This is a genomic window from Shewanella alkalitolerans, assembly GCF_019457575.1.
GTDB classification, from domain to species: Bacteria; Pseudomonadota; Gammaproteobacteria; order Enterobacterales; family Shewanellaceae; genus Shewanella; species Shewanella loihica.
Map to the genome: position 1 here is coordinate 25,511 of NZ_CP080422.1, position 25,385 is coordinate 50,895.

The window sequence follows — 25,385 nt, forward strand, 5'->3', positions numbered from 1 at the left end:
CCCTAATGCAATATAGAACCATTATAAGAATTACAGGCCTACTCATGGGGCTGTTTTCTTTGTCGCTTCTGCCGCCAGCGCTGGTTGCCGTGATCTATAAAGATGGCGGAGGCACCGCCTTTCTGCAGGCCTTCTTCCTCAGCTTGTTACTCGGCTTCGTGCTCTGGTATCCCAACAGACGTCACAAGAAGGACCTGCGCACCCGCGAGGGCTTCATGCTGGTGGTGCTCTTCTGGGGCGTGTTGGGCTCCATAGGTGCCGTGCCTTTTATCTTCTCCAGTCAGCCAGACCTCTCGCTAACCGACAGCTTCTTCGAGTCCTTCTCGGCGCTCACCACTACAGGGGCGACAGTGCTGGTGGGGCTCGATAGCCTGCCCAAGGCGATCCTCTTCTATCGCCACCTATTGCAGTGGCTCGGCGGCATGGGGATCATCGTCTTGGCGGTAGCCATCCTCCCCGTGCTCGGGATCGGGGGGATGCAGCTCTACCGTGCGGAGATCCCCGGGCCGGTGAAAGACAGTAAGATGACGCCGCGAATCGCCGAGACCGCCAAGGCGCTCTGGTATATCTATCTGGCGTTGACCATCGCCTGTGCCTTCGCCTACTGGGTTGCCGGCATGGATGTGTTCGATGCCATCTGTCACTCGTTTTCTACCATCGCCATCGGCGGCTTCTCCACCCACGACGCCAGCATGGGCTACTTCGATAGCACGGCGATCAACATGGTGTGTGTGGTGTTTCTGTTGATTGCGGCGCTGAACTTCAGCCTGCACTTTGCGGCCTTTACCCGCCGCGGCATCAACCTCAAGGTCTATCTGAGAGACGCCGAGTTTAAGGCGCTTATCGTGATCCAGCTGGCGCTGACGCTGATCTGTTTCGCAACCCTCTACCATACCGGCATCTATGACAGCGCCGAGGAGACCTTCGACTTCGCCCTGTTCCAGGCGGTGTCTATCTCTACCACGGCCGGCTTCGGTACCGAAAGCTTCCATATGTGGCCGCTGTTCCTGCCTATGCTGCTGATCTTCTCCAGCTTCATCGGTGGCTGTGGCGGCTCGACCGCCGGCGGCATCAAGGTGATGCGGATGATCTTACTGCTGCTGCAGGGCTCCCGTGAATTGAAACGCCTGGTGCACCCCAGGGGCATGTTCTCCATCCGTATCAATGGCAAGGCGTTGCCGGATCGCATCATAGATGCGGTATGGGGCTTCTTCTCTGCTTACGCCCTCGTTTTTGTGGTTTGCATGTTGATCCTGATGGCGCTGGGCATGGATAATATCACCGCCTTCAGCGCGACCGCGGCCTGTTTGAATAACCTGGGGCCTGGGTTGGGTGAGGTGGCCAGTAACTATGCCAGCATTGGCGATGGCGAGAAGTGGGTGTTGGTGGTGGCCATGCTATTCGGCCGATTGGAAGTGTTTACCTTATTGGTGTTGTTTACACCGACTTTTTGGAAGAATTAATGAGTCGTACCCTAATTATCTATTCGACCGTAGACGGTCAGACGAAAGCCATCTGTGATCAGATTGCCGAGCAGTGCAAGTCGGATACCCAGCTGGTGACCATGGTCAGCCTGGAAGAGGCGCAGTCGGTCAATCTCTCCTATTTTGACAAGGTTATCATAGGGGCGAGCATTCGTTACGGCAAACACAGACCCGAGCTGTTCCAGTATGTGAATCGCCACAGAGCCGTGTTAAACGGCAAGAAGAACGCCTTCTTTACCGTGAACGTGGTGGCAAGAAAGCCGGAGAAGAATACGCCCGAGACTAACCCTTACATGAAGAAGTTTCTGCAGTTGTCGCTGTGGCAGCCTCAGCAGCTGGGGGTCTTTGCGGGTAAGATCGATTATCCCAAGTACCGTTTCTTCGATAAGTTCATGATCCGTTTCATCATGTGGATCACTAAGGGCCCCACTGATACCTCGGGTACCTATGAATTTACCGATTGGGATAAGGTGCAGGAGTTTGCGAAAGCCTTTAGCGAGCGTTAAAGGCTTTCATCTTCGCAGGAATTATACGCAGTAACGCTTGTAGAGAATCGAGATCACCTCGGTGACCTGCTCGTTCTTAAGTGTGTAGTAGACGATCTGTGAGCTCTTACGGGTCGCCACCAAGTCTTCGGCGCGCAGTACTGCCAGGTGTTGTGACAACGCAGACTGGCTCAGAGGCACGTTTTCATTCAGCTGTGTCACGCTCAGTTCATTGTCGAGTAGCTGGCACAAGATCATCAGTCTATAAGGATTTGCTATTGCCTTTAGCCACTTGGCTGCGCTCTGGGCATTGGTGACCATTGCATCTACATCAATATCTTTTTGCATACGGCAACTCTCTTGTACTCGATTAATTAGATTATTCTAATTGAATGGGAAAGTGAAAGCAATGATACTCAGCCAGCCTGGGTAACTCAATGGGAGCCGACCTGTGTCCTTTTAGGATTGCTCATGATTTTGTAGTTATTTTACCCCGAGTTAAATATCCAATTGGTGGTGTATTTCACAAAAACCTTAACTAAATTGTGATCCAATTTGGGGTTTCTCTGGCACTTTGCTGCAACAATGTGGCTCTCTTTTCCGATACAGATGAGTCGCTTATGGCTTCAGTACTAATTGTTTACTATTCTCGCGGTGGCCATACGGCCAAGATTGCCCAGGCGATGGCGGCGCACTTGGACGCTCAAGGGCACAGTTGCGACGCCCTGCGTATTGGCGAGTTTGAGCATATCGATTGGGAAAAATACGACTATGTTGCCGTGGGCGCCTGCGTACTCTATGGCAGCTACCATAAGTCTGTGTTCGAATTTGTCACCCGCTACCAGGCCGAGCTGGCGGCTAAGCCTAACAGCTTTTTCAGCGTCAACGTGGTGGCCCGTAACCCCGAGAAACGGATCCCCGAGAACAACAAGTATCTGCAGAAGTTTATTGAGCTCTCTCCCTGGAAGCCGAAGGACGTTAAGGTGATTGCCGGCAAGGTGGACTATCCCTCCTGGCGTTGGTATGACAGGTGGATGATCCAGCTGATCATGAAGATCACCGACGGCCCAACCGATCCTAAGGCGGTGATCGATTACACCGACTGGGAAGATGTTAAGCTATATGCCGAGCATCTGCTGACCCTCAAGGATTAGCCTCTACTCTCTATTCATCGCGCCCTGGCAACAGCCCTTGCCTCGGCGCGATCTTGCTTGTCACCTGGTCTGACCTCTGGTAGCCTTTGCCCTTCATTTAAGGGAGCCGGGTGAGATGAACCTCTATTTTCGTTTGTTTTGGTTGATGTTTTGGCGGGTACGTCATTGTCGTCGTATCGATTTTCTGGGCACGAGTACCATCAGCTATCGCGCCTTGCCGCTGGATTGCGACATTAACCTGCACCTGACCAACTCCCGCTATCCGGCCCTGATGGATCTGGCCCGTACCTATATGCTGGCCGAGATGGGGCTGCTGAAACGCTTCTTGAAGCTCAAGTGGCTGCCGATCGTCAACGCCGCCGAGTTCACCTATATTCGCGACATCAAACCCCTGTGTAAATTCGACATTCAGAGTCGAGTGGTGGGTTGGGACGAGAAATACTTCTATGTCGAGCAGCGCTTCGTCAGCGGCGACACCCTTCACTGCATCGTGCATGTGCGCGGTGTGTTCATGAATAACCGCAAGCAGGTACCGATTAAGGAGATGCTCAAGGAGGCGGGCTTCGAAGGTCCCGAACCTTGCCTACCGCCGGAAATCGAAAAGTGGAAAGCCTTCCTGACGCTCAAGAAAGAGCGCAACCTGCCCGCTTAACTCTTTTTGGGATTAGGGTTTAGGGAATGGGGCGAAATCCGGCCTGCACCGCGATGCGGGTGAGTTCTATCTCTTCCTGTACCTGAATCCAGGCGCCTCGGGTGTTGGCCTGATTCAGGTATCTGTCGATGGGATCCAGTTGGTACAGCTTGAGGCGATTTCTGGCGTGGATCAGGCAAGGGATCAGGGCGCAGTCCGCCATGGTAAAGGCATCGCCGCAGAGCCAGTGATGCCGCTGCAACTTGTCGTTCAGCTCATTCAGTAGCAGCATGATCTCCTTCTCTAACTGCCTCACCTTAATCGGATTATCTTCTTCACGGGCTTCCATCTGTTCCAGCAGATAGAGAGGATTGTTCAGGTCGTTGTCGATGAGGCGATCGTACAGGCGCACCTGTAGGCGCTGAGAGTAATCCTGTGGCAGCAGCCGGGTGCCGGTGGCAAATTCATGGTCTATGTAGTCTATGATGATGCTGGATTCGGGCAAGAGGTCGCCGGTGCGCGTCTTGAGCAGGGGTAATTTTCCCAAGGGATACTGCTGCTTAAATTCGTTGCGGGAAAAGGGATCGCTCAGCTCTATCACCCTGGGATAGAAGTTGGCCTGTTTTTCGTAGAGGGCGATCAAGACTTTTTGGGAATATCGTGACAGGGGATGGTAGAAGAGTTCCATCAAATGCACCTCCCATTTGTCCAGAACCAATAAGCTAATATTAGTTCGAAATCCCGCATCTGGCCTGCTTTTTAGCCTGTCTTATGCTGTCGGTGTGAGTCGCTCGGTCAGCAGTTCGATAAGTGCCCTGACTCTTGGCGGGATCACCTCAAGATAGGGATGTACCAGGTAAAGGGCGCCTCGTCCCAGATGATAGTCGGGCAGCAGCTGTACCAGCTGACCATTGGCAAGGTGCTGGCTTATCAATGGGGAGGGCAGCAAGGCAACGCCCAGCCCCTGCATCACCAGGCTTAGGGTTCCCTGTAGGCTGTTGCAGTTGATAAAAGGGCTAAGCTGCACGCGGACACGCTCGCCTTCGCTGTTTTCAAACTGCCAATGCCTGGGGAGCCTGTCGCCCGCCAAGCCTATCCAATGATGATGGCTGAGATTGTCCGGATGCACAGGTGCGCCATGATGCGCAACATAGTCTGGGCTCGCCACCAGATACTCATCGAAACGACCCAGTCTGGTCTCGTTGACACTGGGCTGACTGGCGGCGCCTATCTGAATCGCCACATCTATTTGATGTTCGGTGAGGTCCAGCTGTCTGTCCTGGATCAGCAGGGAGAGATGCACCTTGGGATAATGCTGGTGAAACGCCTTGATGATGGGGGCTATCACTCCATCGCCTAGCGCCAGGGGGACGGCGAGGGTGATGCTGCCTTGCAGCTCCGCATCTGCTGGCTGCAGCGAGGTTTCTGCCTGCTTGGCGAGTTTGAGCAGCTCGGCGCAGTAGCGGTAAAAGGACTGACCCTCCTGGGTGAGCGACAGGCTGCGAGTGGTCCTGTTTAATAGGCGCGACTGGCATCTATGCTCCAGTTTCTTTAGGTGTTGACTCACCATGGAGCGGCTAATGTTGAGCGACTCGGCGGCGCGGGTCAAGGAGCCCTGCTCGACCACACTGGCAAAGACCAACATACGATAGAGTTGTGATGCGTCCATAATTAACCTCAACGGCCTCTCACCGGTCTAAGTGCAAGCCAATTGCAATCATCTCTGGTTATTGTTTACTAATGTTGTAAAAATAAACCCATATATGGGTTATTTATTGTTCATGGTAACCAATATGTCAAAGTTGGCTGGGGTCGTCTCGAGCCGTTTGGCGGGTGATCGACATGGCTGCATGGCACGTAATCTGTATTCAACAAGCATTTAAGGAGCTGCTTACACTATGGCGCGATTAGAATCGTTCGACAGTATTTACCAGCGCGCCTGTGAGCGCAAAGGTGGCGAAGCCGGTTTGGCCGCTCGCCTGCCTGAGGTGTTGTCTCAGGATCAGATTGCCGAGTATACGGATGCCGAGTTGCTGTCAGAGCTGAGTAAGAAGGTGTTTCAATCGGGATTTGTATGGCGCATCGTCGACAACAAGTGGCCGGCCTACGAGGCGGCCTTCTTTAACTTCGAGCCCCACAAGATCTTGATGCTATCGCCGGAGCAGATCCAGCAGCGTGCCAGCGACCCCGAGTTGATTCGCCACCTGAAGAAGACCATGGCGATATATGATAACGCCCTGATGGTGCATGATATTAAGCTCGCCCACGGCAGCTTCGCCAAGTTTATTGCTCAGTGGCCCAGCGATAATATCATAGGGCTCTGGGCCGAGCTGAAACGCCTGGGCTGCCGACTGGGTGGCAATACCGGCCCCTATTTTCTGCGCACCATAGGCAAAGATACCTTTCTGCTGACCGAAGATATCAAGGGATATCTTCAGGCCCACAAACTGATCGATGCCGGTTTTACCTCTAAACGTGGTTTGACCCAGGTGCAGGAAGTATTCAATGAATGGCAGGGGCAGTCGGGCCGCTCTCTGGCGGAGATCAGCCGTATCCTCGCCTGTGGCGTGGGTGATAACCGGATATAACCTAGCTCCGTCTAAACACCTGGGATAAGTATTCTGACCCCCATGGATGGGGGGAATGCCAAAAAATGTCAGGAACATCAAAGGCCATGGACACCGGGGATAAATATATCCCTATATAAATTCCCTCTATGCTCACTGACCCCCATGGATGGGGAAATGCCAAAAAATGTCGGGAGCATTTTTGGCCCTATACAAATCCCCTCTTTGTCCACTGACCTTCATGGATGAAGGAAATGCCACTTGATGTCGGGAACATCAAAGGCCATGGACACCGGGGATATTTTTGGCCATGTACAAATCCCCTCTATGCTCATCCCTGAGCACCGGGGATAAATATATCCCTATATAAAAAAGCCAGCCCGAGGGCTGGCAAAACGTGCAGAGATTGGAAACTGCTGTGCTTAGAAACTCTTGCTGACGCCGATAACGACTCGGTCATCAAAAATCTTGGTTTGTGTACCGTACACCTTGTGGCTCTCATCCACTGTGCTGCCGTGGTATCTGAGATCGAAACTCAGGCCGGCGAATGTTTTGCTTACACCCAGGTTCCAGTGACCCCAGCCTTCGGCGCCGTTACCATCCAGATCCTGATAGCCGACACTGGCAGACAAGTTAATGCCATTGTCGAACTGGTAGCTTGGATGGATGGCGTAGTTCACGCCTTGCCAGCCATCGACACCGAACCAGTCATCGACCGTCGGGGTCACTTCCAGTTGTAGGTTAGTGCGGCCGAACTGCTTACCCACCTTGAGCCATAACTCTGTGTAGTTAGAGTATGAGGCGCCAGGGTAGAGGTAGGAGAAGAGCATGACATCATAGGTGATACCAGAATCGCCGAAGGTGCCCGCCTTACCTATGTAGGGAGCGGTGACGATTTCAAGGTTTGGATCGGCAAACTTGATGTTGGAGGCATACACACCGCCGTACCAGCCTTGATCATTTCCCCATCCCAGCGTGCCTTGCACGACAGGGACGTCGCCATCCATGGTTTCTGACTCACCACGAAAGACATAATCTGAGGCAAAGGTCAGCTTGCCTGTGATATTGCCGCCTAAGACTTGGGTGTCTTGCGCTTCGGCCATGACGCCGCTTGCGGCTAACAGGCTGCCAAGGAGTATCGAGCATTTTAACTGGGTTAAGGTCTTCATCATCTTCATCTCATCTAGCTGTTGTTTGGCTGATGAGGCGACTATAGGCCCAAGATGTGAATGGCCTTATCGGCACAGATGAACTGATCAAATAAAGATGTGAACAATTATGAATAGGTCTGAATTAACCCCATGTTTCATATGGTGTTAGTTTTCATCATGCCTGGATGACAGCGATCACATTTTAGACACAAAAAACGCTAAAACAGGGTGAAAACACGCAATTTTTAACTGTTTTTTAACAAGAAAACATGATTAAAAATAAAAATTTGCATTAACTTACAATATCTCTGCCCACATCTTCTTGTTGACCTTGGCTAGGTGTGAGATAAATAGTTTCTAAATCTTTTTTTAATTTTGCTTCCTCAAGATACCCCATAGCGCCTTACCCGTGCATGGGTGTTTTTTGTTGCGGCTTTGATTAGGAGTTCTCATGCGGCAAATAGTAAAAATTGCCTCGTTAGTTAGTGTGGCGTTATGGATAACAGGTTGTGGCCAGGACGAGAACCAAGGTCATTCGGCAGCAGCCCCAAGAAGCATGGAGGTTGGGGTGGTTCAGGTTGCCGAGCAGCCCCAGGCTATTCAGGTTGAGCTACCGGGTCGCAGCAAGGCATATCTTGAGGCCGAGGTGCGTCCTCAGGTGTCGGGTATCATCACCGAACGCGGCTTCGTCGAGGGTGGCGAGGTAACCGAAGGCCAATCTCTCTATCAGATCGATTCGTCGACCTATAAGGCGGCGCTGGTCAGTGCCGAGGCCGATCTGGCCCGTGCCAATGCCAGCCTGGTATCTGCCAAGGCCAAGGCAGCCAGATATAAGGCCTTGATCAAGACTGATGCTATCAGCCAACAAGATTTCGACGAGGCTGATGCCCTCTACAAAGAGGCGCTGGCTAACGTGACCGTGGCCAAGGCGGCGATTAACACGGCTAAGATTAACCTGGAATACACTCAGGTGAAGGCGCCTATCTCGGGCCGTATCGGTAAGTCTTCCGTGACTGCCGGTGCCCTGGTGACGGCGAATCAGAGCGCCGCACTGGCGACGATTCAACAGCTGGATCCTATCAACGTCGATATCGCTCAATCTAGCGCTCAGCTGCTACGCCTCAAGGCCAAGCTTAAGCAGGGACAACTGCAGGCGGCTGACAATGCCGATGTACGTCTGATCCTGGAAGATGGCACGGCATACGAGCACATGGGGTCTCTCAGATTCGCCGAGGTGAGTGTCGATGAGAACACTGGTTCGGTAACCCTAAGGGCCGAATTCCCTAACCCGGATGGCGTATTGCTACCTGGCATGTATGTGCGCGCCGTATTGAACGCGGGTACAGATCCTAAGGCGATTCTGGTGCCGCAGAAGGCTGTTACCCGTAATACCAAGGGTCAGGCCGTTGCCATGGTGATTGGTGCCGAGAGCAAGGTTGAGCCAAGAGTCGTGACGACCGCCGAGGTGATCGATCATCAGTGGCGCATCACCAGCGGCTTGAAGGCTGGCGATCAGCTGATTGTCGAGGGATTACAGAAGATACGTCCGGGCGCCCCTGTGGTGGGTAAACCACTCAGCGAGATGCAATCAGACAAGCAACCACAGAAGTAAGGTAAAGTTATGGCTCGTTTTTTCATCGATCGCCCTATCTTTGCCTGGGTGATTGCAATTATTGTTATGTTGGCCGGGGTGCTCTCTATCATGAAGCTTCCCGTGTCGCAGTACCCGAGTATTGCGCCGCCGACCGTGGTGATTAACGCCATCTATCCGGGTGCGTCTGCCAAGACCATGGAAGACACTGTGACCCAGGTGATCGAGCAGCGCATGACGGGTATCGACCATCTGCGTTACATCTCGTCCACCAGTGACAGCTTTGGTAATGCGCAGATCACCCTGACGTTCAATGCCGAGGCCGATCCCGATATCGCCCAGGTTCAGGTGCAGAACAAGTTGCAGCTGGCGATGCCTCTGCTACCGCAAGAGGTGCAGGCGCAAGGGGTTAAGGTCAACAAATCCAGCTCGGGTTTCTTGATGGTATTAGGCTTCGTGTCCCAGGATGGCTCGCTGGAGAAGAATGATATCTCCGACTATGTGGGCTCTAACATCTTAGACCCTATGAGTCGTGTACCCGGTGTGGGTGAGATCCAGCTGTTCGGTGCCCAGTACGCCATGCGTATATGGCTAGACCCGCTCAAGCTGACGCAATACAACCTCACCAGCCTGGACATCATGGCCTCGATTCGAGAGCAGAATGCTCAGGTGTCTGCGGGTCAGTTGGGCGGCGCGCCCTCTATTGCGGGTCAGGAACTCAACGCCACGGTAACGGCTCAGAGTCGTCTACAGACGGCCGAAGAGTTTAGAAAGATCATCATCAAGTCCGATCCGTCGGGCGCCAAGGTTTACCTGGAAGATGTTGCCCGAGTCGAACTGGGCTCGGAGAGCTATTCGGTAGAGTCCTTCTATAACGGCCGTCCTGCTGCCGGTCTGGCGATCAAGCTGGCCACTGGGGCTAACGCCCTGGCGACCGCCGAGCGCGTGCGTGAGAAGGTCGATGAGATGAAGCCCTTCTTCCCGCAAGGGTTGGAAGTGGTTTATCCCTATGACACCACCCCCTTCGTTGAGAAATCGATCGAGGGCGTAGTGCATACCCTGCTTGAAGCCGTGGTACTGGTGTTTGTGATCATGTATCTCTTCCTGCAGAACTTCCGTGCGACCCTGATCCCGACCATTGCGGTACCTGTGGTACTGCTGGGGACCTTCGCCATCCTGTCGGCTACCGGCTTCTCGATCAACACCCTGACCATGTTCGCCATGGTATTGGCCATCGGTCTGCTGGTGGATGACGCCATCGTGGTGGTAGAGAACGTCGAACGTGTGATGTCCGAAGACGGCTTGAGCCCGATTGAGGCCACCAAGAAGTCGATGGACCAGATCACCGGCGCCCTGGTGGGTATCGGTCTGACCCTGTCGGCGGTATTCGTGCCTATGGCATTCATGTCGGGTTCGACCGGTGTGATCTATCGTCAGTTCTCTGTGACTATCGTATCGGCCATGGCGCTTTCTGTGCTGGTGGCGATCATCCTGACGCCGGCCCTGTGTGCCACCATGCTGAAGCCGATTGCCAAGGGCCACCATGCGGTCGAGACCGGCTTCTTCGGTTGGTTTAACCGCACCTTCGACAAGATGACCTCGCGTTACGAGGCTGGCGTGGCGGCGATGATCAAGCGCGCTGGTCGCGTCATGTTGATCTACGTGGCTCTGACGGTTGCCGTGGGTTGGATCTTCATGCGCATGCCGACCGCCTTCTTGCCGGACGAAGACCAGGGTATCTTGTTTACTCAGGCTATTCTGCCGACCAACTCGACCCAAGAGACGACCAAGAAGGTGATGAGCAAGATCTCCGACTTCTATCTCAACGAGACGGGCGACAGCGTAAAGTCGGTATTTAGCGTATCTGGCTTCAGCTTCGCCGGTAGTGGTCAAAACATGGGTCTGGCCTTCGTGGGTATGAAAGACTGGTCTGAGCGTACCGGCCCGGGTCAAGACGTTAAATCGGTCGCCGGACGTGCCATGGGTATGTTCATGCAGATGAAGGAAGCCTTCGTGTTTGCCTTCGTACCGCCTGCGGTGATCGAGCTGGGTACGGCAAACGGTTTCGATTTCTATCTGCAAGACAGAAATGGCCAAGGCCATGAGAAGCTGCTCGAGGCCCGTAACATGCTGCTGGGCATGGCGTCACAGAATCCTAACCTGGTGGGCGTGCGTCCAAACGGTCAGGAAGATGCGCCTATGTATCGCATCCATATCGATCACGCCAAGCTTCGCGCCCTGAGTATCGATATCGACGCGGTCAACAGCGTGTTGGGTACTGCCTGGGGTGGTAGCTATGTGAACGACTTCATCGACCGTGGTCGTGTGAAGAAGGTCTATGTACAGGGCGATGCCCAGTACCGTATGCAGCCGGAAGACCTCGATACCTGGTATGTGCGTAACAGCCAGGGTGAGATGGTGCCTTTCTCGGCCTTTGCCACAGGTACCTGGGAATATGGTTCGCCGCGTCTGGAGCGTTTCAACGGTCTGCCTGCGATGAACATTCAGGGCGGTACGGCACAAGGTTATAGTACGGGGGCGGCCATGGCCGACATCGAGGCTATGGTAGCCAAGCTACCGCCAGGATTCGGTGTAGAGTGGAACGGCCTGTCATACGAGGAACGTCTCTCGGGTAACCAAGCGCCGGCGCTGTATGCCCTGTCTATCATGGTGGTCTTCCTGGTATTGGCGGCTCTGTATGAGAGCTGGTCTGTGCCGTTCGCGGTGATCTTGGTGGTGCCACTGGGGATCATCGGGGCCTTGCTGGCGATGAACGGTCGCGGCCTGCCTAACGACGTGTTCTTCCAGGTGGGTCTGTTGACTACCGTAGGTTTGGCGACCAAGAACGCCATCCTGATCGTCGAATTCGCCAAAGAGTTCTACGAGAAGGGCGCGGGTCTGGTGGAAGCGACCCTGCACGCGGTGCGTGTGCGTCTGCGTCCTATCCTGATGACCTCGCTGGCCTTCGGTCTGGGTGTTGTGCCACTGGCCATCAGCTCGGGCGTAGGTTCGGGCAGCCAGAACGCTATCGGTACCGGCGTATTGGGCGGCATGATGAGTTCGACCTTCCTGGGGATCTTCTTTATCCCTATCTTCTTCGTGATTGTGGAGCGCATCTTCAGCAAGCGCGAGAAGAAGGGCGCCGCGACTAAGGTTGCCGATTCGACACCGCAAGAATAGGCATTAGCCATTTCGTCAAAAAGCCCGGTATAAACCGGGCTTTTTATTGCCTTAGGGGCTGTTGACCGTTCAGGTTTAATTTTTGTTCAATCTAAACGCGTTTTGTTCAAGGCACCTGTTGTGCCGCATAGATATTCTGTGCAAATAAGTCCTTAACGTATTGCACTTGCTGGCTATTTATTGAAAGATAATCGTCTAATAATAAGCCGTTAGGTAACCTAAGATGTCCCTATATTCTCGCGCTACGCTCCTCTGTCTCGCCGCCTTCGGCGCATCCGCCATGGCAGAGACCAGCGGCCCTCAACCGGCCCAAATCTCGTTAAATAAGACTTATATCAATGATGCCATCTTGCCGCCGAGCATCACCTGGCACGGCGACAGCGAAGCCTTGCTGCGCGCGGCAGACGATCCCTGGGCGACCCCCTTCGAGCAGGGCGGTCTTAAGTCCAGCCCCAGTTATGACGACACCTTCGCCTGGCTGGATAAGTTGCTCGCCACCAGCGACAAGCTCCGCAAGGTTTCCTTGGGTAAGAGTCCTCAGGGGCGGGATATCTGGATGATAGTGGCGAGCCAGGAGGGGGCGGCGACGCCGGATGCATTGCAGGCTAATGGTAAGCCAACGCTCTTGGTACAGGCCGGGATCCACTCGGGCGAGATAGATGGCAAGGATGCGGGCATGATGTTGCTGCGTGACATGGTCATGGGAGACAAGCAGGCGCTGTTAACCGGTGCGAACCTCCTCTTCGTGCCCATCTTCAGCGTCGATGCCCATGAGCGCAGCGGCCAGTTTAACCGGGTCAACCAGAGGGGCCCGGTGGAGATGGGCTGGCGCACCACGGCCAACAACCTCAACCTTAATCGCGACTATGCCAAGGCCGATACTCTGGAGATGCAGCATATGTTAGCGGCGATTAATCGCTGGCAGCCGGATCTCTATATCGATGTGCATGTCACCGATGGCATAGATTATCAATATGATGTCACCTTCGGCTATAACCTGGCCCAGGGACTGAGTCCTGCCAGCTATCGCTGGCTCAATGACAAGTATCGTCCCCAAATCGAGCAGGCGCTCAGCGCCCAGGGACATGTGCCCGGCCCTCTGGTGTTCGCCATCGATAATCGCGACCTGAGCCAGGGGCTCTCCCTATGGAACGCCAGCCCACGTTACTCCAACGGTTATGGCGACGCCCGCCATCTGCCGACCATATTGATCGAGAATCATAGCCTCAAGCCCTTCAAGCAGCGAGTGCTTGGCACCTATGTGATGCTGGCCTCGACCCTGGAGGTGTTAGGCGAGCAGGGCACGGCGCTGCGCAGCGCCATCAAGCAGGACAGTTATCGCTACAGCGACCGCATCACACTGACCTGGCAGTCAGAGACCCAGCCCAAGGGATGGGACTTCAAGGGGATAGACTATCGCCTGGAGCAGAGCCCTATCAGTGGCGAGGCGGTCGTGCGCTGGACCGGCGAGCCTAAGCTGTACCAGAGCCTGCCTGTGATAGGTAAGACACGCGCCGACATCAAGGTGAATCGTCCCAAGGCCTACTATGTTCCGCCTCAGTGGCAGGAGGTGATCGAGCGTCTGAGCATTCATGGCATACGCATGACGCGTCTGGAGCAGCCTAAGACCTTGACCCTGACGCAATATCGATTCGGTGAGCCAGCGTTCGACGTTAAGGACTACGAGGGACGCCAGCGGGTCTCTGCCCCTGTGTCGAGCCATACGGCTAAGGTGGCGCTGCCGACAGGCACGGTGAAGATCAGCACACAGCAACCCCTCGGCGATCTGGCTATCCTCTTGCTGGAGCCGCAGTCACCCGACTCGCTGCTGCAGTGGGGCTTCTTTAATCCTATCTTTACCCGCACCGAATATATCGAGCACTACGCGGTAGAGCCGCTGGCGGTAAAGATGCTCGAAGAAGATTCCGCCCTGGCGGCCGAGTTTGAGGCTGCGCTCAAGGATCCTGAATTTGCCAAGGATGCCGAGGCGAGACTGCGCTGGTTCTACGAGCGTAGCCCCTATTTTGATAAGCAGTACAGGGTCTATCCCGTGCTCAGAGACTAAACAAAAAAAGCAGGCCAGGCCTGCTTTTTTTATGTTGGTTTATTCATCCCTAGGTGAAGGATTACTCAGGTTTGCGCGCCGACAGGCTGTAGACCATGGGAATAGGTTTACCCTGATACAGCTGATAATACCTGGGCCTGTCACTTGAGAGCCCAAGGCTCTCCCCGCTCACCAGATTGTCGAAGGCATCATAGGGGCTGAAGGGATACTCTTGAATCGCATCGATCTTGAGTCCGGCTTGGATGAGCGCCCCTATCACATCGGCCAGGGAGTGGGGCCAGGTGACCATGGTGTGTTTGGTGTCGCTGGCGTTTTCCGTATAGGTGCCTTCCTCCTCGACATCGGGTTCTTGCTGGGCAAAGTAGCTGTAACCCTCCATCATTGCCTGCACGGGATGAAACTCCACCATATAAAACTCACCACCGGGTAGCAGCGCTTCATAAATCAACTCGGCCCAACGACCTAGATCAGGCAGCCAGCAGAGGGCGCCATAGGAGGTGTAGACCATATCGAATTGCTGCTGCAGCAGTGCGCCTGCCTGGTAGAGATCGCTGCAGATAAAGTCGGCCTTAAGGTCGCAGGCCTCGGCCAGTCGCTTGGCATGATGGATAGCGGTGTCGGAGAGATCCACGCCAGTAACCTCGGCGCCCAGGCGAGCCAAGGAGAGGGTGTCCAGGCCGAAATGGCATTGCAGGTGCAGCAGGCTTTTTCCCTTTACCTTAAGGTCGGATTGCTCTATCTCCTGCAGCGAGCTGTTGCCGGCGAGAAAACCGTCCACATCGTAAAAGCTGGAGTCCAGGTGTTCTAGGGTCCTGTGATTCCAGGCCGTTCGATTTAGGGTCAGATAATCCACTGCGCGCCTCATAAGTTGATGAAGTATTTCACTAAATAGTAACTAATCCTACGAATCTGGTGGTGGCATCACCATCCAAAAATCGGTTAAGCAAGATAATAACATAGCAAAAACAATTAGATAACTTGTTGGCATGTTATCTGCTTAGTTGGGCTATCTAAGCCGCCGCGTCGAGGTGGTTCAAATGACTTTAACAGAGATTAAGGAAGGTGTTTATGTTGGCTCGTGTAATGACTATGGTGACGGTACTGGTATTTGGCCTCACTGGTTGCATAGTAAATGTGAACAGTGCGGGAAGGGACGATTTCGACTATCACAAGCAGACGCAGCTGACGCTGGATGCTCAGTCGCTGGAGACACTGGTCGCCGATACCGGCGCCGGTAGCCTGAAGATAGTGGGCGACGCCTCGGTTGAACAGATCACCCTGGATGCCGACATCTATGGTTTTGATGGCGCCGAGCCCGAACTGACCCTGACTCGCTCGGGTAACAAGGCCAAGCTGGTCGCCAATTTCGATGCCTTTCACCGCGCCAGCTTCTCAAATGGTAAGTCGCCCTACATAGATCTGCTGGTGAAGGTGCCGGCGGGAATCAAACTGGATATCCATGACGGCTCAGGCAGCATTGTCATTCGCGGCGTGCAGGCGGATATGGAGATCGAAGACGGCTCGGGTGCTATCGAGATAGATGGCGGCTATAAGCTCACCATAGATGATGGCTCGGGCAGCATTACCCTCACCAATGTGGCGGGCGATATCCAGGTTAAGGATGGCTCAGGCAGCCTGACCATAGCCTCGGTACAAGGAGGTGTTGAGATAGACGACGGCTCGGGTGCCATAGAGGTTAGAGGCGTTCAGGGTAAGGTTACCATAGACGATGGCTCTGGTGGCATCCGTGTGGTGGACACTCAGGGGCTTCACATCATAGACGCGGGCTCAGGTAGCCTAAGCTTCGACAATATTCAGGGCCAGGTCAGCATAGACTAAGGCCAGGACTTCCCGGCGCAGAGGCTAATCTCGGGGTCACACGAACCTAGGGATTAGCCGATGCCCACCCCATTAAGACTCTAAAAGGCTTAGGCTCTGACCCACTTACGCGGGGCGAGCGGCTGGCGAGACTGCAGGTATTGGCGAAGCACCAGCATGCCGGCTAGCAGCAGGAGTCCCCAACGAAGGCCAATGATCTGCCAGGCCATCTGCGAAGAGGTCTCCTTGTACTGGCATATCACCAGCGTTAGCAGCAAGATGCCCACTAGGATTTTCCAGTGCCTTGGCGACAGACGCACCAGGGGAACATAGGAGGCGACATAGGCGCAGCTTAATCCCAAAAGCGCGCCCGCTAGCGTGTCTACCGGCCAATGGGCGCCGACCAAGATGCGTGACAGCGCCACCATGGCCGCCCCCATCAACAGGGCCCATTTACTCTTCTTATCCTGCATCACCATCAGCAAGGTACCGGCGAACAGGAAGGCGCTGGTGCTATGGCCTGAGGGAAAGCTGTGGTGCAGACGCGTCTCGCCGACGATATAGAGAAAATCCAGGGTTGCCGCCGGTCTGGGGGCATCGAAATACTGTTTTAGCAGCGGGACTAAGATCATCGACAGCAGGCTGGCGGTCAGTACCCGCGGCATCAGCTCGGGGCGACGCAGCAGACAGATGAGCACGATCGTGCCTAGGGTGCTGCCGTGGCCGAGATCGGTTATCCCCAGCTGTAGCCACTGGGGCAGGCTAGGCGAGAGGCCGTTTATGGCACGAAAGAGGCCCAGGTTGAGATCCTGATTCAGGCAGAGCAGCGCCAGCATGCTGACCAGTAGGATCAGGGTGCCATAGCGGCTGCGATCTGTGGTCATCGTCAGGGCGGTTTCTCTGGTGGTCTGAGCCTGGGTCAGTCTGAACATGGCGCACCTCTTCATCTTAGGAGCCTCCAGTGTAGGCACCTAAGTGTGAAGAAAGCGTGAATGTTGGTGAAAGTCTTACGCCTTTTGGGCAGTTAACCTTGAAACGCCAGCCAACGTCTTACCCTGTGCATGGCGCCATATTCGCGCCAGATCAACAGGGCGGCTGTGGCAATTAGGCCCCATCTGAGCATGAGGATCGGCCAGATATGATCTTTGTCGAAACTCTTATCCAGCTCGCTCACCACCAACACACACCAGAGGAAGGCCAATATGAGCGCCTTGTGGAACTGGGTGAGCTTGACTAGGGGGCAGTGGGCCGCCGCGTAGGCGCAGAAGAGGCCGACGAAGGCGCCCATGATGACGTCCTCTGGCCAGTGCGCGCCGACGACGATGCGAGACAGACCCACCAGGCTGGCGAAAGTGATTGCCAGGCATTTAATCTGGGTCTGCCGATAGGCGAAGAAGAGGGTGCCGGCAAACAGGAAGGCGGTGGCGGTGTGGCCCGAAGGAAAACTGTGTTTAAGGCGGATCTCACCGACGATATTCAGTGTCTCCAGCACCACGGCCGGACGAGGCGCATCGAAGGTCTGCTTCAGCAGGGGTACCAAGATCAGCGACAGCACGCTGGCTATGACGACCCTGAGTAGAAGCTCTGGCCGTTTCACCAGACAGCAGAGAGTGATCACCCCGAGGGTGATGCCATCGCCTAGGTCTGTGATCAGCAGGAGGAGATCGGCTGGGGCATAGGCCGCAACGCCGTTAAAGAATCGAAATAGGGATAGATTGACTGCCGAGTTCAACACCATGAGGTGCAGACAGAGCAGAAACAAGAGTAACCCAATAAAGCCGCGTCCCTGGTACTTGTCTTGCGCAGGCATTCCCATTGCCTTTGCTTGTTGTTGTAAATTCATAGTCTTTCCACATAAACGCGCCCGCCTAAGATAGTGGTTTGTTATGGGTAAGTAAAGACGTTTAACCTGAGGTAAATCTGTGGTTTACATCTTGTTGAGCCGGGCCGGTCTGGTTTGTTTTGGCCTTAGCCTATGATTTACGGCTGCTTTCCCCTGTAATTTTTAGGGGCATTCATCATTTGCATCAAAGTGTATTAGGGCGACTTTTTGCGTTTTTGTGAGCCTTTTCACGGCGATTTCCCGCTTCAGGGCATCCGAGTGGCTGCCGACCCGCTCGCGATAGACCAGAGTCAGTGGCCCCTTGCCCCTGAGGTATTTGGCCGTCTTGGGGCCATTGTCGCTATGTTCCTTGAAGCGGCGGTCGATATCTGTGGTGATCCCAGTATAGAGGTGGCCGTTGGCGCAGCGGATCATGTAGAGGCTCCAGGTGGTGCTAGCTAACTTCTCCTGGGTCATCTTAGGCGAGTCCCAACAGGCCGAGGAAGAAGGCGTACTCTTCGGCCGTGTCCTCAAAGTGACGATAGCGGCCGCTCTTGCCGCCATGACCCGCCTCCATGTCGATATGAAACAGCAACAGGTGCTCGTCTTGTTTATATTCTCTGAGTTTCGCCACCCACTTGGCGGGCTCGAAATATTGCACCTGAGAGTCGTGCAGGCCTGTGGTGACCAGCAGGTGCGGGTAGGCCTGACGGCTGATGTTGTCGTAGGGCGAATAGCTCAGCATGTAGTGGTAAGCCTCGGCCTGATTCGGGTTGCCCCACTCATCATACTCGTTGGTGGTCAGGGGCAGCGACTCGTCGAGCATTGTGGTGACGATATCGACGAAAGGCACGTGGGCCGCCACGGCCAGATAATGCTGCGGCGCCTGATTGATCACCGCGCCCATCAGGAGGCCACCTGCGCTGCCGCCACTGGCAACCACCTTATCCCGGGCGCAGTAGCCTAGCTCTACCAGGGCGAGGGTGACGTCGATAAAGTCGTTGAAGCTGTTCTGTTTTTGCATCAGGCGGCCGGCGTCGTACCAGGGGCGCCCCAACATCTCGCCACCGCGCACGTGGGCGACCGCATAGACGACGCCGCGATCCAACAGGCTAAGGATGGCGCTGTCGAAGTCAGGTTCTATGGTGTAGCCGTAGGCGCCATAGCCATATTGATACAAGGGGTTGCTGCCGTCCTGGAGGAACTTGTCCTTGCGGTACACTAGGGTCACGGGCACCTTGGCGCCGTCTCTGGCGTCGATGAAGAGCCGCTCTGTCTGGTAGTGTTGGCTATCGAAGCCGCCGAGTACTCGCTCCTGTTTCAGCAGGCATCTCGGGCTGGCCTGGGTGAGATCCACCAGGTAGATGGACTCGGGGGTCGAAGGGCTGGCGTAGTAGATGCGCAGATGATGGCTATCCTGAACCGGGTTAACATCCAGACCCACCACGTAGGCGGCATCGTCGAAATCGAGTTCATATTCCGGGGCGCCGTTGAGGGGCAGGATGCGGATCTGACTCAGCCCCTGCTGGCGATACTGCACCACAAGATAGTCCTTTAACACCAGCAGATCTTCCAGGCGGCGCGACTCATCTGCGGGGATGATCTCCTGCCAGGTGCGCTTATCGGCGAAGCTCGACTCTGTGGCCTTCATCAGACGGAAGTTCACCGCCTGCCAGTTGGTGAGTATGTAATATTCCTCACCGCGCTTGGCCACCGAATATTCGTGTCCCGGCTCCCGTGGAAGCAGTGGCTTAAAGCATGCCTCTGGTTGGTTGGCATCTAAGATGGACACCTCGCTGGTGAGCGTACTCTCGTGGGTGAGCAGGATGCGCGACTCATCCAGGCTCTTGCCGATCGACAGGTAGAAGCTGTCGTCCGCCTCCTGATACACCAGGCGGTCATTGGCCTGGGGATCACCCAAGCGGTGGCAATAGACGCGATTGCCCAGTAGGGTTTGAGGATCCTTGGCGATATAGAAGAGGTGCTGGTTATCCTTGGCCCAGACGATTTCGCCATCTGTGTCGCTTAGGCTGTCGCTGAGCCATTCACCCGTGTCCAGGCGCTTGATGCTGATGCGATAGAGGCGCCGACTCAGGGTATCTTCGCTGATGGCCAGCAGCGTCTCGTCTGGGCTGACGCTCAGCCCGCCCAGACTGTAAAACTCCTTACCCTGGGCGCGCTCGTTGGCATCGAGCAGTAATTGCTCCTCGCCTTCCAGCTTGCGTTTGCGGCCAAACAGCGGGTACTCCTGCTCTCCCTGATAGCGCTTGTAGTACCAATGTTGGTGCCAGCGATAGGGGACGCTCGACTCGTCCTTGTCGACGCGGCCGATAAGCTCCTGAAACAACGTCTGCTGCAGTGGCTCGAAGGGGGCAAAACAGGCCTTGTGGTAGGCGTTTTCCGCCTCCAGATGAGCCAGCATCTCGGGGGATTGGCGCTCGTCATCTCTCAGCCAATGGTAGTCATCGATACGATCATTGCCGTGATGCTTGAGTGGGTGGGCTTGTTTGCGTGCGACCGGGGGGGTTATCCCTGACATTGGAGTGACCTTATTCTGAGCCGAAAGTGAGCGGGTACTGGAGCAAGAGCTTAGGTGATCTGGCTTATATTTGTCACCCCTAGCGCTTGTACTTTGATGGTTTTAGGCGCACCATAGCGGCGCTTTCCATCAAAGGAGAGTACATTCTCAGGGCGGGGTGAGACTCCCCACCGGCGGTAATCATCCTATAGGATGTCAGCCCGCGAGCGCCTATTTGCATCTAGGTATTAGTGTGCAGCTAGGGTCAGCAGATCTGGTGAAGTGTGCAACAAGCACTCTATTCCAGAGCCGACGGTAATGAGCACCTAGTGCACTAAGTCCGGATGAAAGAGAATATAAGATAGCGTGATCGCGAGAAGATGAGGCTGGCCTCATGCTTTTCTCGTGCCTGCACACCTCTTATTCGGCGAGCCTGGATATCTTTTTCAAAGAGACTCCAAGGCGCGTCATTTTCTGCATGCCCTGATTCTGGAAAAACCATTTTATTAGTCTTACTAAGGATTTAACCATGAATCAGTCTCTACTTTCTCCCTTTGGCGATGCCATCACTCGCGTCGAAGCCGCCCTCACCGCGCTTAGAGCCGGTCAAGGCGTGCTGGTGGTCGACGATGAAGATCGCGAAAACGAAGGGGATCTTATCTATAGCGCAGAACACCTGACCCAAGAACAGATGGCGCTGTTGATCCGCGAATGCAGCGGTATCGTCTGTCTCTGCCTCACCGACGAGCGGGTGAAGCAGCTGGAACTACCGCCCATGGTGGAAGACAACTCCAGCCAATACGGTACTGCATTCACCGTGAGTATCGAAGCCAAGGTGGGGGTAACCACAGGTGTGTCGGCGGCCGATCGCGTGACCACCATCAAGGCTGCCATCGCCGATGATGCCAAGCCTAGCGACCTGGCCCGTCCCGGCCATGTTTATCCGCTACGGGCGCAGCCCGGTGGCGTGCTAACACGTCGCGGCCATACCGAGGGCACCATAGATCTGATGAAGCTGGCGGGACTCAAGCCGGCGGGCGTGCTGTGTGAAGTGACCAATGTCGACGGCACCATGGCGCGTCTGCCAGAGATCATCGCCTTCGGCGAGCAGCATAAGATGCCTGTGCTCACCATCGAAGATATCGTCTGCTATCGCAAGTCATTGCTGGAAAAGGCGAGCTAACCCAAGTGCGTTAGCGCAAATCAGCTAACTCATATGAGCCAACTGATTTGTCATGTATAACTAAACAAACAGTTAATTATTGGCTATTTGTTTAGTTTAGTCCGATAAAAAGGCCGATCTCATCGGCCTTTTTTGTGTCAAACCCTGTGCCAGCCTCGCTCTGCTTGCGCCGAACGCCTTCCTGCAAAATCTTCTCGTCAATCTAAATGTTAATAAAAAATAAAGGCTTATCTAATAATTCACCATTGAAGCGTTAATTTCGTGACCTAGATTAGACTTTGGTGAAATAGGTATGACGGCGGGGGTTAGGCTATGTTACTACTCTCAGACCCTAAATTCCTCGCGTCTGCTTTTGTGATAATCGAGCAAGGAGCGCTTAAGATGTCATCTATGCTGAACCGGTATAGTCTGAGCCAGAAATTAATCTTGCTGGCGACTATCCCCATGTTGCTGCTGCTGATCTTCGGCAGCTTGCGCATGCTCGATCTGATCGAGCGCCAGCAGACGGCTCAGCGCAATGCCCTGGGGGTGATGATCACTGAGCAGACCCAGAAGCTCATCTTCGCCCTGCAGAACGAGCGAGGCCTGTCGGCCGGTTTTGTCGCCAGCCAGGGTAATCGATTCGAGCGGCGGCTACAGACCCAGCGGCGCCAGACAGACAAGGCATTGCAGGAGCTGTTGGATGCCCCCAATATCGCTAACCTGCATCTCTCCCTCAGCGACATAGACAGGCCCAGCGTCAACTTGCAACAGAGTGTCGACACCATTCATGCCCTGGGCGCCCGCCTCAAGCAGGTGCGTCAGGGAATAGATAGTCGCACTGAGGGAAGCGGCTTTAACTTCTACAGCGAGTTCACTCAGCACCTCTTGGTGCTCATCTCCCAGATCCAGTCCCAGGTACAAAACACCCTGCTCGCAAAGGCCTACAATGACCTTATCCATATGCTCAAGCTACAGGAGTTGGCGGGCAAAGATCGCGACCTGCTCAATCGTCTGCTGGCCGCCGACAGCCTAGATCATCAGGCCTATCTCGCCCAATACTCGATGCAGGATGACCTGCTGGACGCCTTCCACGAAATGCTCTCGACCACTTCCCCGGCGGATCTTGCCCTGATCAAGGAGACCCTAGATAACGAGGCGACCCAGGAGCTGCTGCTGATGAAAGGGCGGGTGAAGGCGCAGGTGAATCTTATTCTGCTGGCCAATCGCCTCAGGGAGAGGCTGGGGTATGGCGGCTTGATCGATCACTATCAGGATTACCTGCTCTCGGGCGAAGAGACCAACATCATACTGTTCGAAGAGGACTGCCTGGCCATACAGGGGCTTTTGCAACAGGCCCAGAAGCTGCCCCATGTGACCTCGCCACAGCGCGAGGCGCTGGCCCAGATAGATAATACCGTGGAGCAGTATCGTCAGGCGGTGGATGCCCAGCGTCAGCACAGGCTATCAGGTCATGCCGGACCCTTACCACAAGAGGGGCACTCCATCATAGCCGATCAGGCCATGTTGGCGGCCCTGTCTCAGCTGCAACACCAACACCCAGCGGTAGCCAGCGAGGCCTGGTGGGGGCTGGCCACTGAGGCCCTGGGGCAGATGAATCAGGCGAGCCTGACCCTGAGCAATAACATAGCTAACTTGGTACAACGTCAGGGGCGCGAGGCGCTCAGCTTCCTGGTGTTAGGCATCATGGCGGCCATGTGCAACTTTCTGTTTTTGATTGTCTTGGGTCGCCTCATCGTCAATAACCTGGTGACCCGCATCGGCACCATAGCCTCCCTGATGCAGCGCATGGCGCAGAATACTCAGCTGCAGCTGTCTGTGCCGGTGGATGGGCGAGACGAGGTCGCCAAGATGGCGATGGCCCTCAACGCCATGTTGAGTGAGCGCCAGGAGGCCAACCGTGAACTCTCCCTGGCCTCGGCGGTGTTTGAATACTGCGCCGAAGGGATAGTGGTCACCGACAAGGATAACCTGATCGAGGCGGTAAACCCCGCCTTTACCCAGATCACAGGTTATACCCTGGAGGAGGTGAAGGGTCGCAGCCCGGCCGTCCTTAACTCTCATCAGCAACCCCATCACTTCTATGAACAGATGTGGCAGTCGCTCAAGCAATACGGCAAGTGGCAGGGGGAGATCTGGAACAAGCGCAAGAACGGCCAGATCTATCCCGAATACTTGGCGATTACCGTGGTGAAGGATGATAAGGGGCGGGTGGTGCAACATATCGGCCTCTTCCTGGATATCAGTAACCGTAAGAAGTACGAGCAGGATATCTGGTACAAGTCCAACTACGACGCCCTGACTAACCTGCCTAATCGTCAGCTCTATACCTCGCGCCTGTCGCAGATGCTGCAGCTGGCGGAGCAGCGTTGCTGCTCTGTGGCCGTGCTCTTCATCGATCTCGACAGGTTTAAATACATCAACGACATCTATGGCCATGCGGTGGGCGATGAGCTGCTGCAGGTGGCGGCCGCCAGGCTGGAAGCCCTGCTGGAACAGCATGACTTCGTCGCCCGTCTCAGCGGCGACGAGTTTGTGGTGGTCATGGGGCACACCAAGCATCAAGGGGAGATAGAGCAGCGGGCGCAGCATATATTGCAGCACCTGTCGTCGCCTTTCGGCATCAACCGCAACGAGCTGCTGATCTCCGCCAGTGTCGGCATCAGCTGTTACCCCAGCAACGGCACCAGTGTCGAGGTACTGACCCGTAATGCCGAGACCGCCATGTATCAGGCGAAGCAAGATGGCCGTAATTGCTTCGGCTACTTCTCTCCCGACATGAACAACAACATGCTGGCACGTATCACCCTGGAGCAGTCGCTGCGCAGCGCCGTACTGCAACACGAGTTCTGCCTGCATTATCAGCCGATTGTAGATACCAGCAGTGGTGAAGGCGTCGCCCTGGAAGCCTTGCTGCGTTGGCGTCATCCACAGCGAGGCCTGGTGCCCCCCGATGAGTTTATCCCCATCGCCGAGGAGACTGGGCTTATCGAGCCAATCGGCGAGTGGGTGATCCAGCAGGCGTTGCGGGATCTACGCCAATGCCATAGCCAGGGGATAATGATCAACATGGCGATTAACGTCTCTGGTCGTCAGCTGGCCCACGGCGATCCCAGCCATTTCGCCTGCATGCTCAACGGCTTGCTGCAGAAATATGATGTGGCGCCCCAATATGTCCACATAGAGATCACCGAATCGATTCTGATGGCCGACACCGAGCTGTCCCTTAAGGCGTTGACGGCGATTCGTCACCTCGGGGTGGAGATCTACCTGGATGATTTCGGTACAGGCTACTCCTCCCTCAGCTATCTGAAGCAGTTCCCCATCTCGGTGATCAAGATAGACAAGAGCTTCGTCGATAACATGCTGGAAGATAGGGCGGATGCCAACCTGATCAAGGCGATCATCACCATGGGGCAGAGCCTGGATATGCGCCTGGTGGCCGAAGGGGTGGAGAGCGAGCCGCAGCGCAGCTTCCTGCAGGGGTTAGGCTGTGACTTCGTGCAGGGCTATCTCGTGGCCAAGCCGATGCCGCTCAAGGAGCTCGAACCCTTGCTGCGCCGCATCGTCAGAGAGAAACCGACCTCATTGCTTTGACTGCTCAACTCAATCGCTGCCGATAGCCAGATTGTTTGAAAACGGTTAGGGAGAGGCGTTTAGGTATTAGGCTTTAGACAAAGCTAGTTAGGCGAGCGCCTTCGCGGAAAATCAATGTGGAAATCCCATGTGGGAAGCA

General features: G+C 55.0%; 20 protein-coding genes and 1 riboswitch. Of the genes, 11 read left to right on the plus strand and 9 right to left on the minus strand.

The features are described from left to right. Window positions 1–5: 5 nt before the first annotated feature. Together K0J45_RS00110 and hemG (K0J45_RS00115) are read left to right on the plus strand one after the other, a co-directional pair. On the plus strand, window positions 6–1,463 hold the full coding sequence (locus K0J45_RS00110) for a TrkH family potassium uptake protein (protein ID WP_011863832.1): 1,458 nt from the start codon (window positions 6–8) through the stop codon (window positions 1,461–1,463). Beyond that, the gene (hemG, locus tag K0J45_RS00115; protein WP_144202301.1) at window positions 1,463–1,990 is read left to right on the plus strand and encodes a menaquinone-dependent protoporphyrinogen IX dehydrogenase; all 528 of its coding nucleotides are present in this window, start codon (window positions 1,463–1,465) and stop codon (window positions 1,988–1,990) included. The genes K0J45_RS00110 and hemG (K0J45_RS00115) overlap by 1 nt, the downstream gene beginning before the upstream one ends. Window positions 1,991–2,011: 21 nt before the next feature. Here the strand turns inward: hemG (K0J45_RS00115) and K0J45_RS00120 are convergent, their stop codons facing one another. Next, window positions 2,012–2,317, minus strand: coding sequence for an ArsR/SmtB family transcription factor (locus tag K0J45_RS00120; protein ID WP_011863834.1), 306 nt, complete (start codon window positions 2,315–2,317; stop codon window positions 2,012–2,014). A 272-nt stretch (window positions 2,318–2,589) separates the two neighbouring features. On the opposite strand from K0J45_RS00120, the gene hemG (K0J45_RS00125) reads away from it, so the two are divergent. Continuing rightward, complete coding sequence (gene hemG / locus K0J45_RS00125; RefSeq protein WP_220043806.1) at window positions 2,590–3,123, plus strand: menaquinone-dependent protoporphyrinogen IX dehydrogenase; 534 nt, start codon at window positions 2,590–2,592, stop codon at window positions 3,121–3,123. A 115-nt stretch (window positions 3,124–3,238) separates the two neighbouring features. Then, a complete protein-coding gene (locus K0J45_RS00130) occupies window positions 3,239–3,775 on the plus strand; it encodes a thioesterase family protein (RefSeq protein WP_220043807.1) in 537 nt (178 codons plus the stop codon). A gap of 19 nt (window positions 3,776–3,794) precedes the next feature. On the opposite strand, the gene K0J45_RS00135 is transcribed toward K0J45_RS00130, so the two are convergent. Both K0J45_RS00135 and K0J45_RS00140 read right to left on the minus strand, forming a co-directional pair. Further along, complete coding sequence (locus K0J45_RS00135; protein ID WP_220043808.1) at window positions 3,795–4,442, minus strand: glutathione S-transferase family protein; 648 nt, start codon at window positions 4,440–4,442, stop codon at window positions 3,795–3,797. An 81-nt stretch (window positions 4,443–4,523) separates the two neighbouring features. Further along, entirely contained in the window at window positions 4,524–5,423 is a 900-nt protein-coding gene (locus K0J45_RS00140) for a LysR family transcriptional regulator (protein WP_220043809.1), read from the minus strand. 229 nt (window positions 5,424–5,652) lie between these two features. Here K0J45_RS00140 and K0J45_RS00145 point away from each other — a divergent pair, with 229 nt between their 5' ends. Then, complete coding sequence (locus K0J45_RS00145; protein WP_220043810.1) at window positions 5,653–6,342, plus strand: DNA-3-methyladenine glycosylase I; 690 nt, start codon at window positions 5,653–5,655, stop codon at window positions 6,340–6,342. A gap of 401 nt (window positions 6,343–6,743) precedes the next feature. Here K0J45_RS00145 and K0J45_RS00150 read toward each other — a convergent pair whose 3' ends face one another. Then, window positions 6,744–7,499 carry a TorF family putative porin gene (locus K0J45_RS00150; protein ID WP_220043811.1) on the minus strand — a complete coding sequence of 252 codons (756 nt, stop codon included), beginning with the start codon at window positions 7,497–7,499 and terminating at the stop codon, window positions 6,744–6,746. Between the two features lie 424 nt (window positions 7,500–7,923). Here K0J45_RS00150 and K0J45_RS00155 point away from each other — a divergent pair, with 424 nt between their 5' ends. From K0J45_RS00155 to K0J45_RS00165, 3 genes are all read left to right on the plus strand, one after another. Beyond that, a complete protein-coding gene (locus tag K0J45_RS00155; RefSeq protein WP_220043812.1) occupies window positions 7,924–9,084 on the plus strand; it encodes an efflux RND transporter periplasmic adaptor subunit in 1,161 nt (386 codons plus the stop codon). Between the two features lie 9 nt (window positions 9,085–9,093). Continuing rightward, complete coding sequence (locus K0J45_RS00160; RefSeq protein WP_220043813.1) at window positions 9,094–12,243, plus strand: efflux RND transporter permease subunit; 3,150 nt, start codon at window positions 9,094–9,096, stop codon at window positions 12,241–12,243. Window positions 12,244–12,466: 223 nt separating this feature from the next. Further along, window positions 12,467–14,308, plus strand: a complete 1,842-nt coding sequence (locus K0J45_RS00165) for a M14 family metallopeptidase (RefSeq protein WP_220043814.1) — start codon at window positions 12,467–12,469, stop codon at window positions 14,306–14,308. A gap of 61 nt (window positions 14,309–14,369) precedes the next feature. On the opposite strand, the gene K0J45_RS00170 is transcribed toward K0J45_RS00165, so the two are convergent. Continuing rightward, the gene (locus K0J45_RS00170; RefSeq protein WP_220043815.1) at window positions 14,370–15,161 is read right to left on the minus strand and encodes a class I SAM-dependent methyltransferase; all 792 of its coding nucleotides are present in this window, start codon (window positions 15,159–15,161) and stop codon (window positions 14,370–14,372) included. A gap of 215 nt (window positions 15,162–15,376) precedes the next feature. On the opposite strand from K0J45_RS00170, the gene K0J45_RS00175 reads away from it, so the two are divergent. Continuing rightward, on the plus strand, window positions 15,377–16,147 hold the full coding sequence (locus K0J45_RS00175; protein WP_220043816.1) for a DUF4097 domain-containing protein: 771 nt from the start codon (window positions 15,377–15,379) through the stop codon (window positions 16,145–16,147). Between the two features lie 89 nt (window positions 16,148–16,236). On the opposite strand, the gene K0J45_RS00180 is transcribed toward K0J45_RS00175, so the two are convergent. From K0J45_RS00180 to K0J45_RS00195, 4 genes are all read right to left on the minus strand, one after another. Then, window positions 16,237–17,058, minus strand: a complete 822-nt coding sequence (locus K0J45_RS00180) for a phosphatase PAP2 family protein (protein ID WP_220043817.1) — start codon at window positions 17,056–17,058, stop codon at window positions 16,237–16,239. Window positions 17,059–17,150: 92 nt separating this feature from the next. Next, window positions 17,151–17,969, minus strand: coding sequence for a phosphatase PAP2 family protein (locus K0J45_RS00185; protein ID WP_220043818.1), 819 nt, complete (start codon window positions 17,967–17,969; stop codon window positions 17,151–17,153). A 162-nt stretch (window positions 17,970–18,131) separates the two neighbouring features. After that, window positions 18,132–18,512 (minus strand): GIY-YIG nuclease family protein, encoded by a 381-nt coding sequence (locus K0J45_RS00190; RefSeq protein WP_434086944.1) that lies wholly within the window; start codon window positions 18,510–18,512, stop codon window positions 18,132–18,134. Next, window positions 18,427–20,487: a S9 family peptidase gene (locus K0J45_RS00195; RefSeq protein ID WP_220043820.1), complete on the minus strand. Its 2,061-nt coding sequence runs from the start codon at window positions 20,485–20,487 to the stop codon at window positions 18,427–18,429. The genes K0J45_RS00190 and K0J45_RS00195 overlap by 86 nt, the downstream gene beginning before the upstream one ends. A 139-nt stretch (window positions 20,488–20,626) precedes the next feature. After that, window positions 20,627–20,826, plus strand: a riboswitch (FMN riboswitch). Between the two features lie 169 nt (window positions 20,827–20,995). Between K0J45_RS00195 and ribB the strand changes: the two genes are divergently transcribed. Both ribB and K0J45_RS00205 read left to right on the plus strand, forming a co-directional pair. After that, entirely contained in the window at window positions 20,996–21,649 is a 654-nt protein-coding gene (gene ribB, locus K0J45_RS00200; RefSeq protein WP_220043821.1) for a 3,4-dihydroxy-2-butanone-4-phosphate synthase, read from the plus strand. A 381-nt stretch (window positions 21,650–22,030) separates the two neighbouring features. Then, a complete protein-coding gene (locus tag K0J45_RS00205; protein WP_258406735.1) occupies window positions 22,031–25,246 on the plus strand; it encodes an EAL domain-containing protein in 3,216 nt (1,071 codons plus the stop codon). The last annotated feature ends 139 nt before the right edge of the window (window positions 25,247–25,385 follow it).

Excerpts from the sequence above, each read along its gene's own strand:
- K0J45_RS00110 (WP_011863832.1), top strand. The coding sequence starts at position 6 with ATGCAATATAGAACCATTATAAGAATTACAGGCCTACTCATGGGGCTG.
- hemG (WP_144202301.1), top strand. The coding sequence starts at position 1,463 with ATGAGTCGTACCCTAATTATCTATTCGACCGTAGACGGTCAGACGAAA.
- K0J45_RS00120 (WP_011863834.1), bottom strand. The coding sequence starts at position 2,317 with ATGCAAAAAGATATTGATGTAGATGCAATGGTCACCAATGCCCAGAGC.
- hemG (WP_220043806.1), top strand. The coding sequence starts at position 2,590 with ATGGCTTCAGTACTAATTGTTTACTATTCTCGCGGTGGCCATACGGCC.
- K0J45_RS00130 (WP_220043807.1), top strand. The coding sequence starts at position 3,239 with ATGAACCTCTATTTTCGTTTGTTTTGGTTGATGTTTTGGCGGGTACGT.
- K0J45_RS00135 (WP_220043808.1), bottom strand. The coding sequence starts at position 4,442 with ATGGAACTCTTCTACCATCCCCTGTCACGATATTCCCAAAAAGTCTTG.
- K0J45_RS00140 (WP_220043809.1), bottom strand. The coding sequence starts at position 5,423 with ATGGACGCATCACAACTCTATCGTATGTTGGTCTTTGCCAGTGTGGTC.
- K0J45_RS00145 (WP_220043810.1), top strand. The coding sequence starts at position 5,653 with ATGGCGCGATTAGAATCGTTCGACAGTATTTACCAGCGCGCCTGTGAG.
- K0J45_RS00150 (WP_220043811.1), bottom strand. The coding sequence starts at position 7,499 with ATGAAGATGATGAAGACCTTAACCCAGTTAAAATGCTCGATACTCCTT.
- K0J45_RS00155 (WP_220043812.1), top strand. The coding sequence starts at position 7,924 with ATGCGGCAAATAGTAAAAATTGCCTCGTTAGTTAGTGTGGCGTTATGG.
- K0J45_RS00160 (WP_220043813.1), top strand. The coding sequence starts at position 9,094 with ATGGCTCGTTTTTTCATCGATCGCCCTATCTTTGCCTGGGTGATTGCA.
- K0J45_RS00165 (WP_220043814.1), top strand. The coding sequence starts at position 12,467 with ATGTCCCTATATTCTCGCGCTACGCTCCTCTGTCTCGCCGCCTTCGGC.
- K0J45_RS00175 (WP_220043816.1), top strand. The coding sequence starts at position 15,377 with ATGTTGGCTCGTGTAATGACTATGGTGACGGTACTGGTATTTGGCCTC.
- K0J45_RS00180 (WP_220043817.1), bottom strand. The coding sequence starts at position 17,058 with ATGTTCAGACTGACCCAGGCTCAGACCACCAGAGAAACCGCCCTGACG.
- K0J45_RS00185 (WP_220043818.1), bottom strand. The coding sequence starts at position 17,969 with ATGAATTTACAACAACAAGCAAAGGCAATGGGAATGCCTGCGCAAGAC.
- K0J45_RS00190 (WP_434086944.1), bottom strand. The coding sequence starts at position 18,512 with ATGGCGGCAAGAGCGGCCGCTATCGTCACTTTGAGGACACGGCCGAAG.
- K0J45_RS00195 (WP_220043820.1), bottom strand. The coding sequence starts at position 20,487 with ATGTCAGGGATAACCCCCCCGGTCGCACGCAAACAAGCCCACCCACTC.
- ribB (WP_220043821.1), top strand. The coding sequence starts at position 20,996 with ATGAATCAGTCTCTACTTTCTCCCTTTGGCGATGCCATCACTCGCGTC.
- K0J45_RS00205 (WP_258406735.1), top strand. The coding sequence starts at position 22,031 with ATGTCATCTATGCTGAACCGGTATAGTCTGAGCCAGAAATTAATCTTG.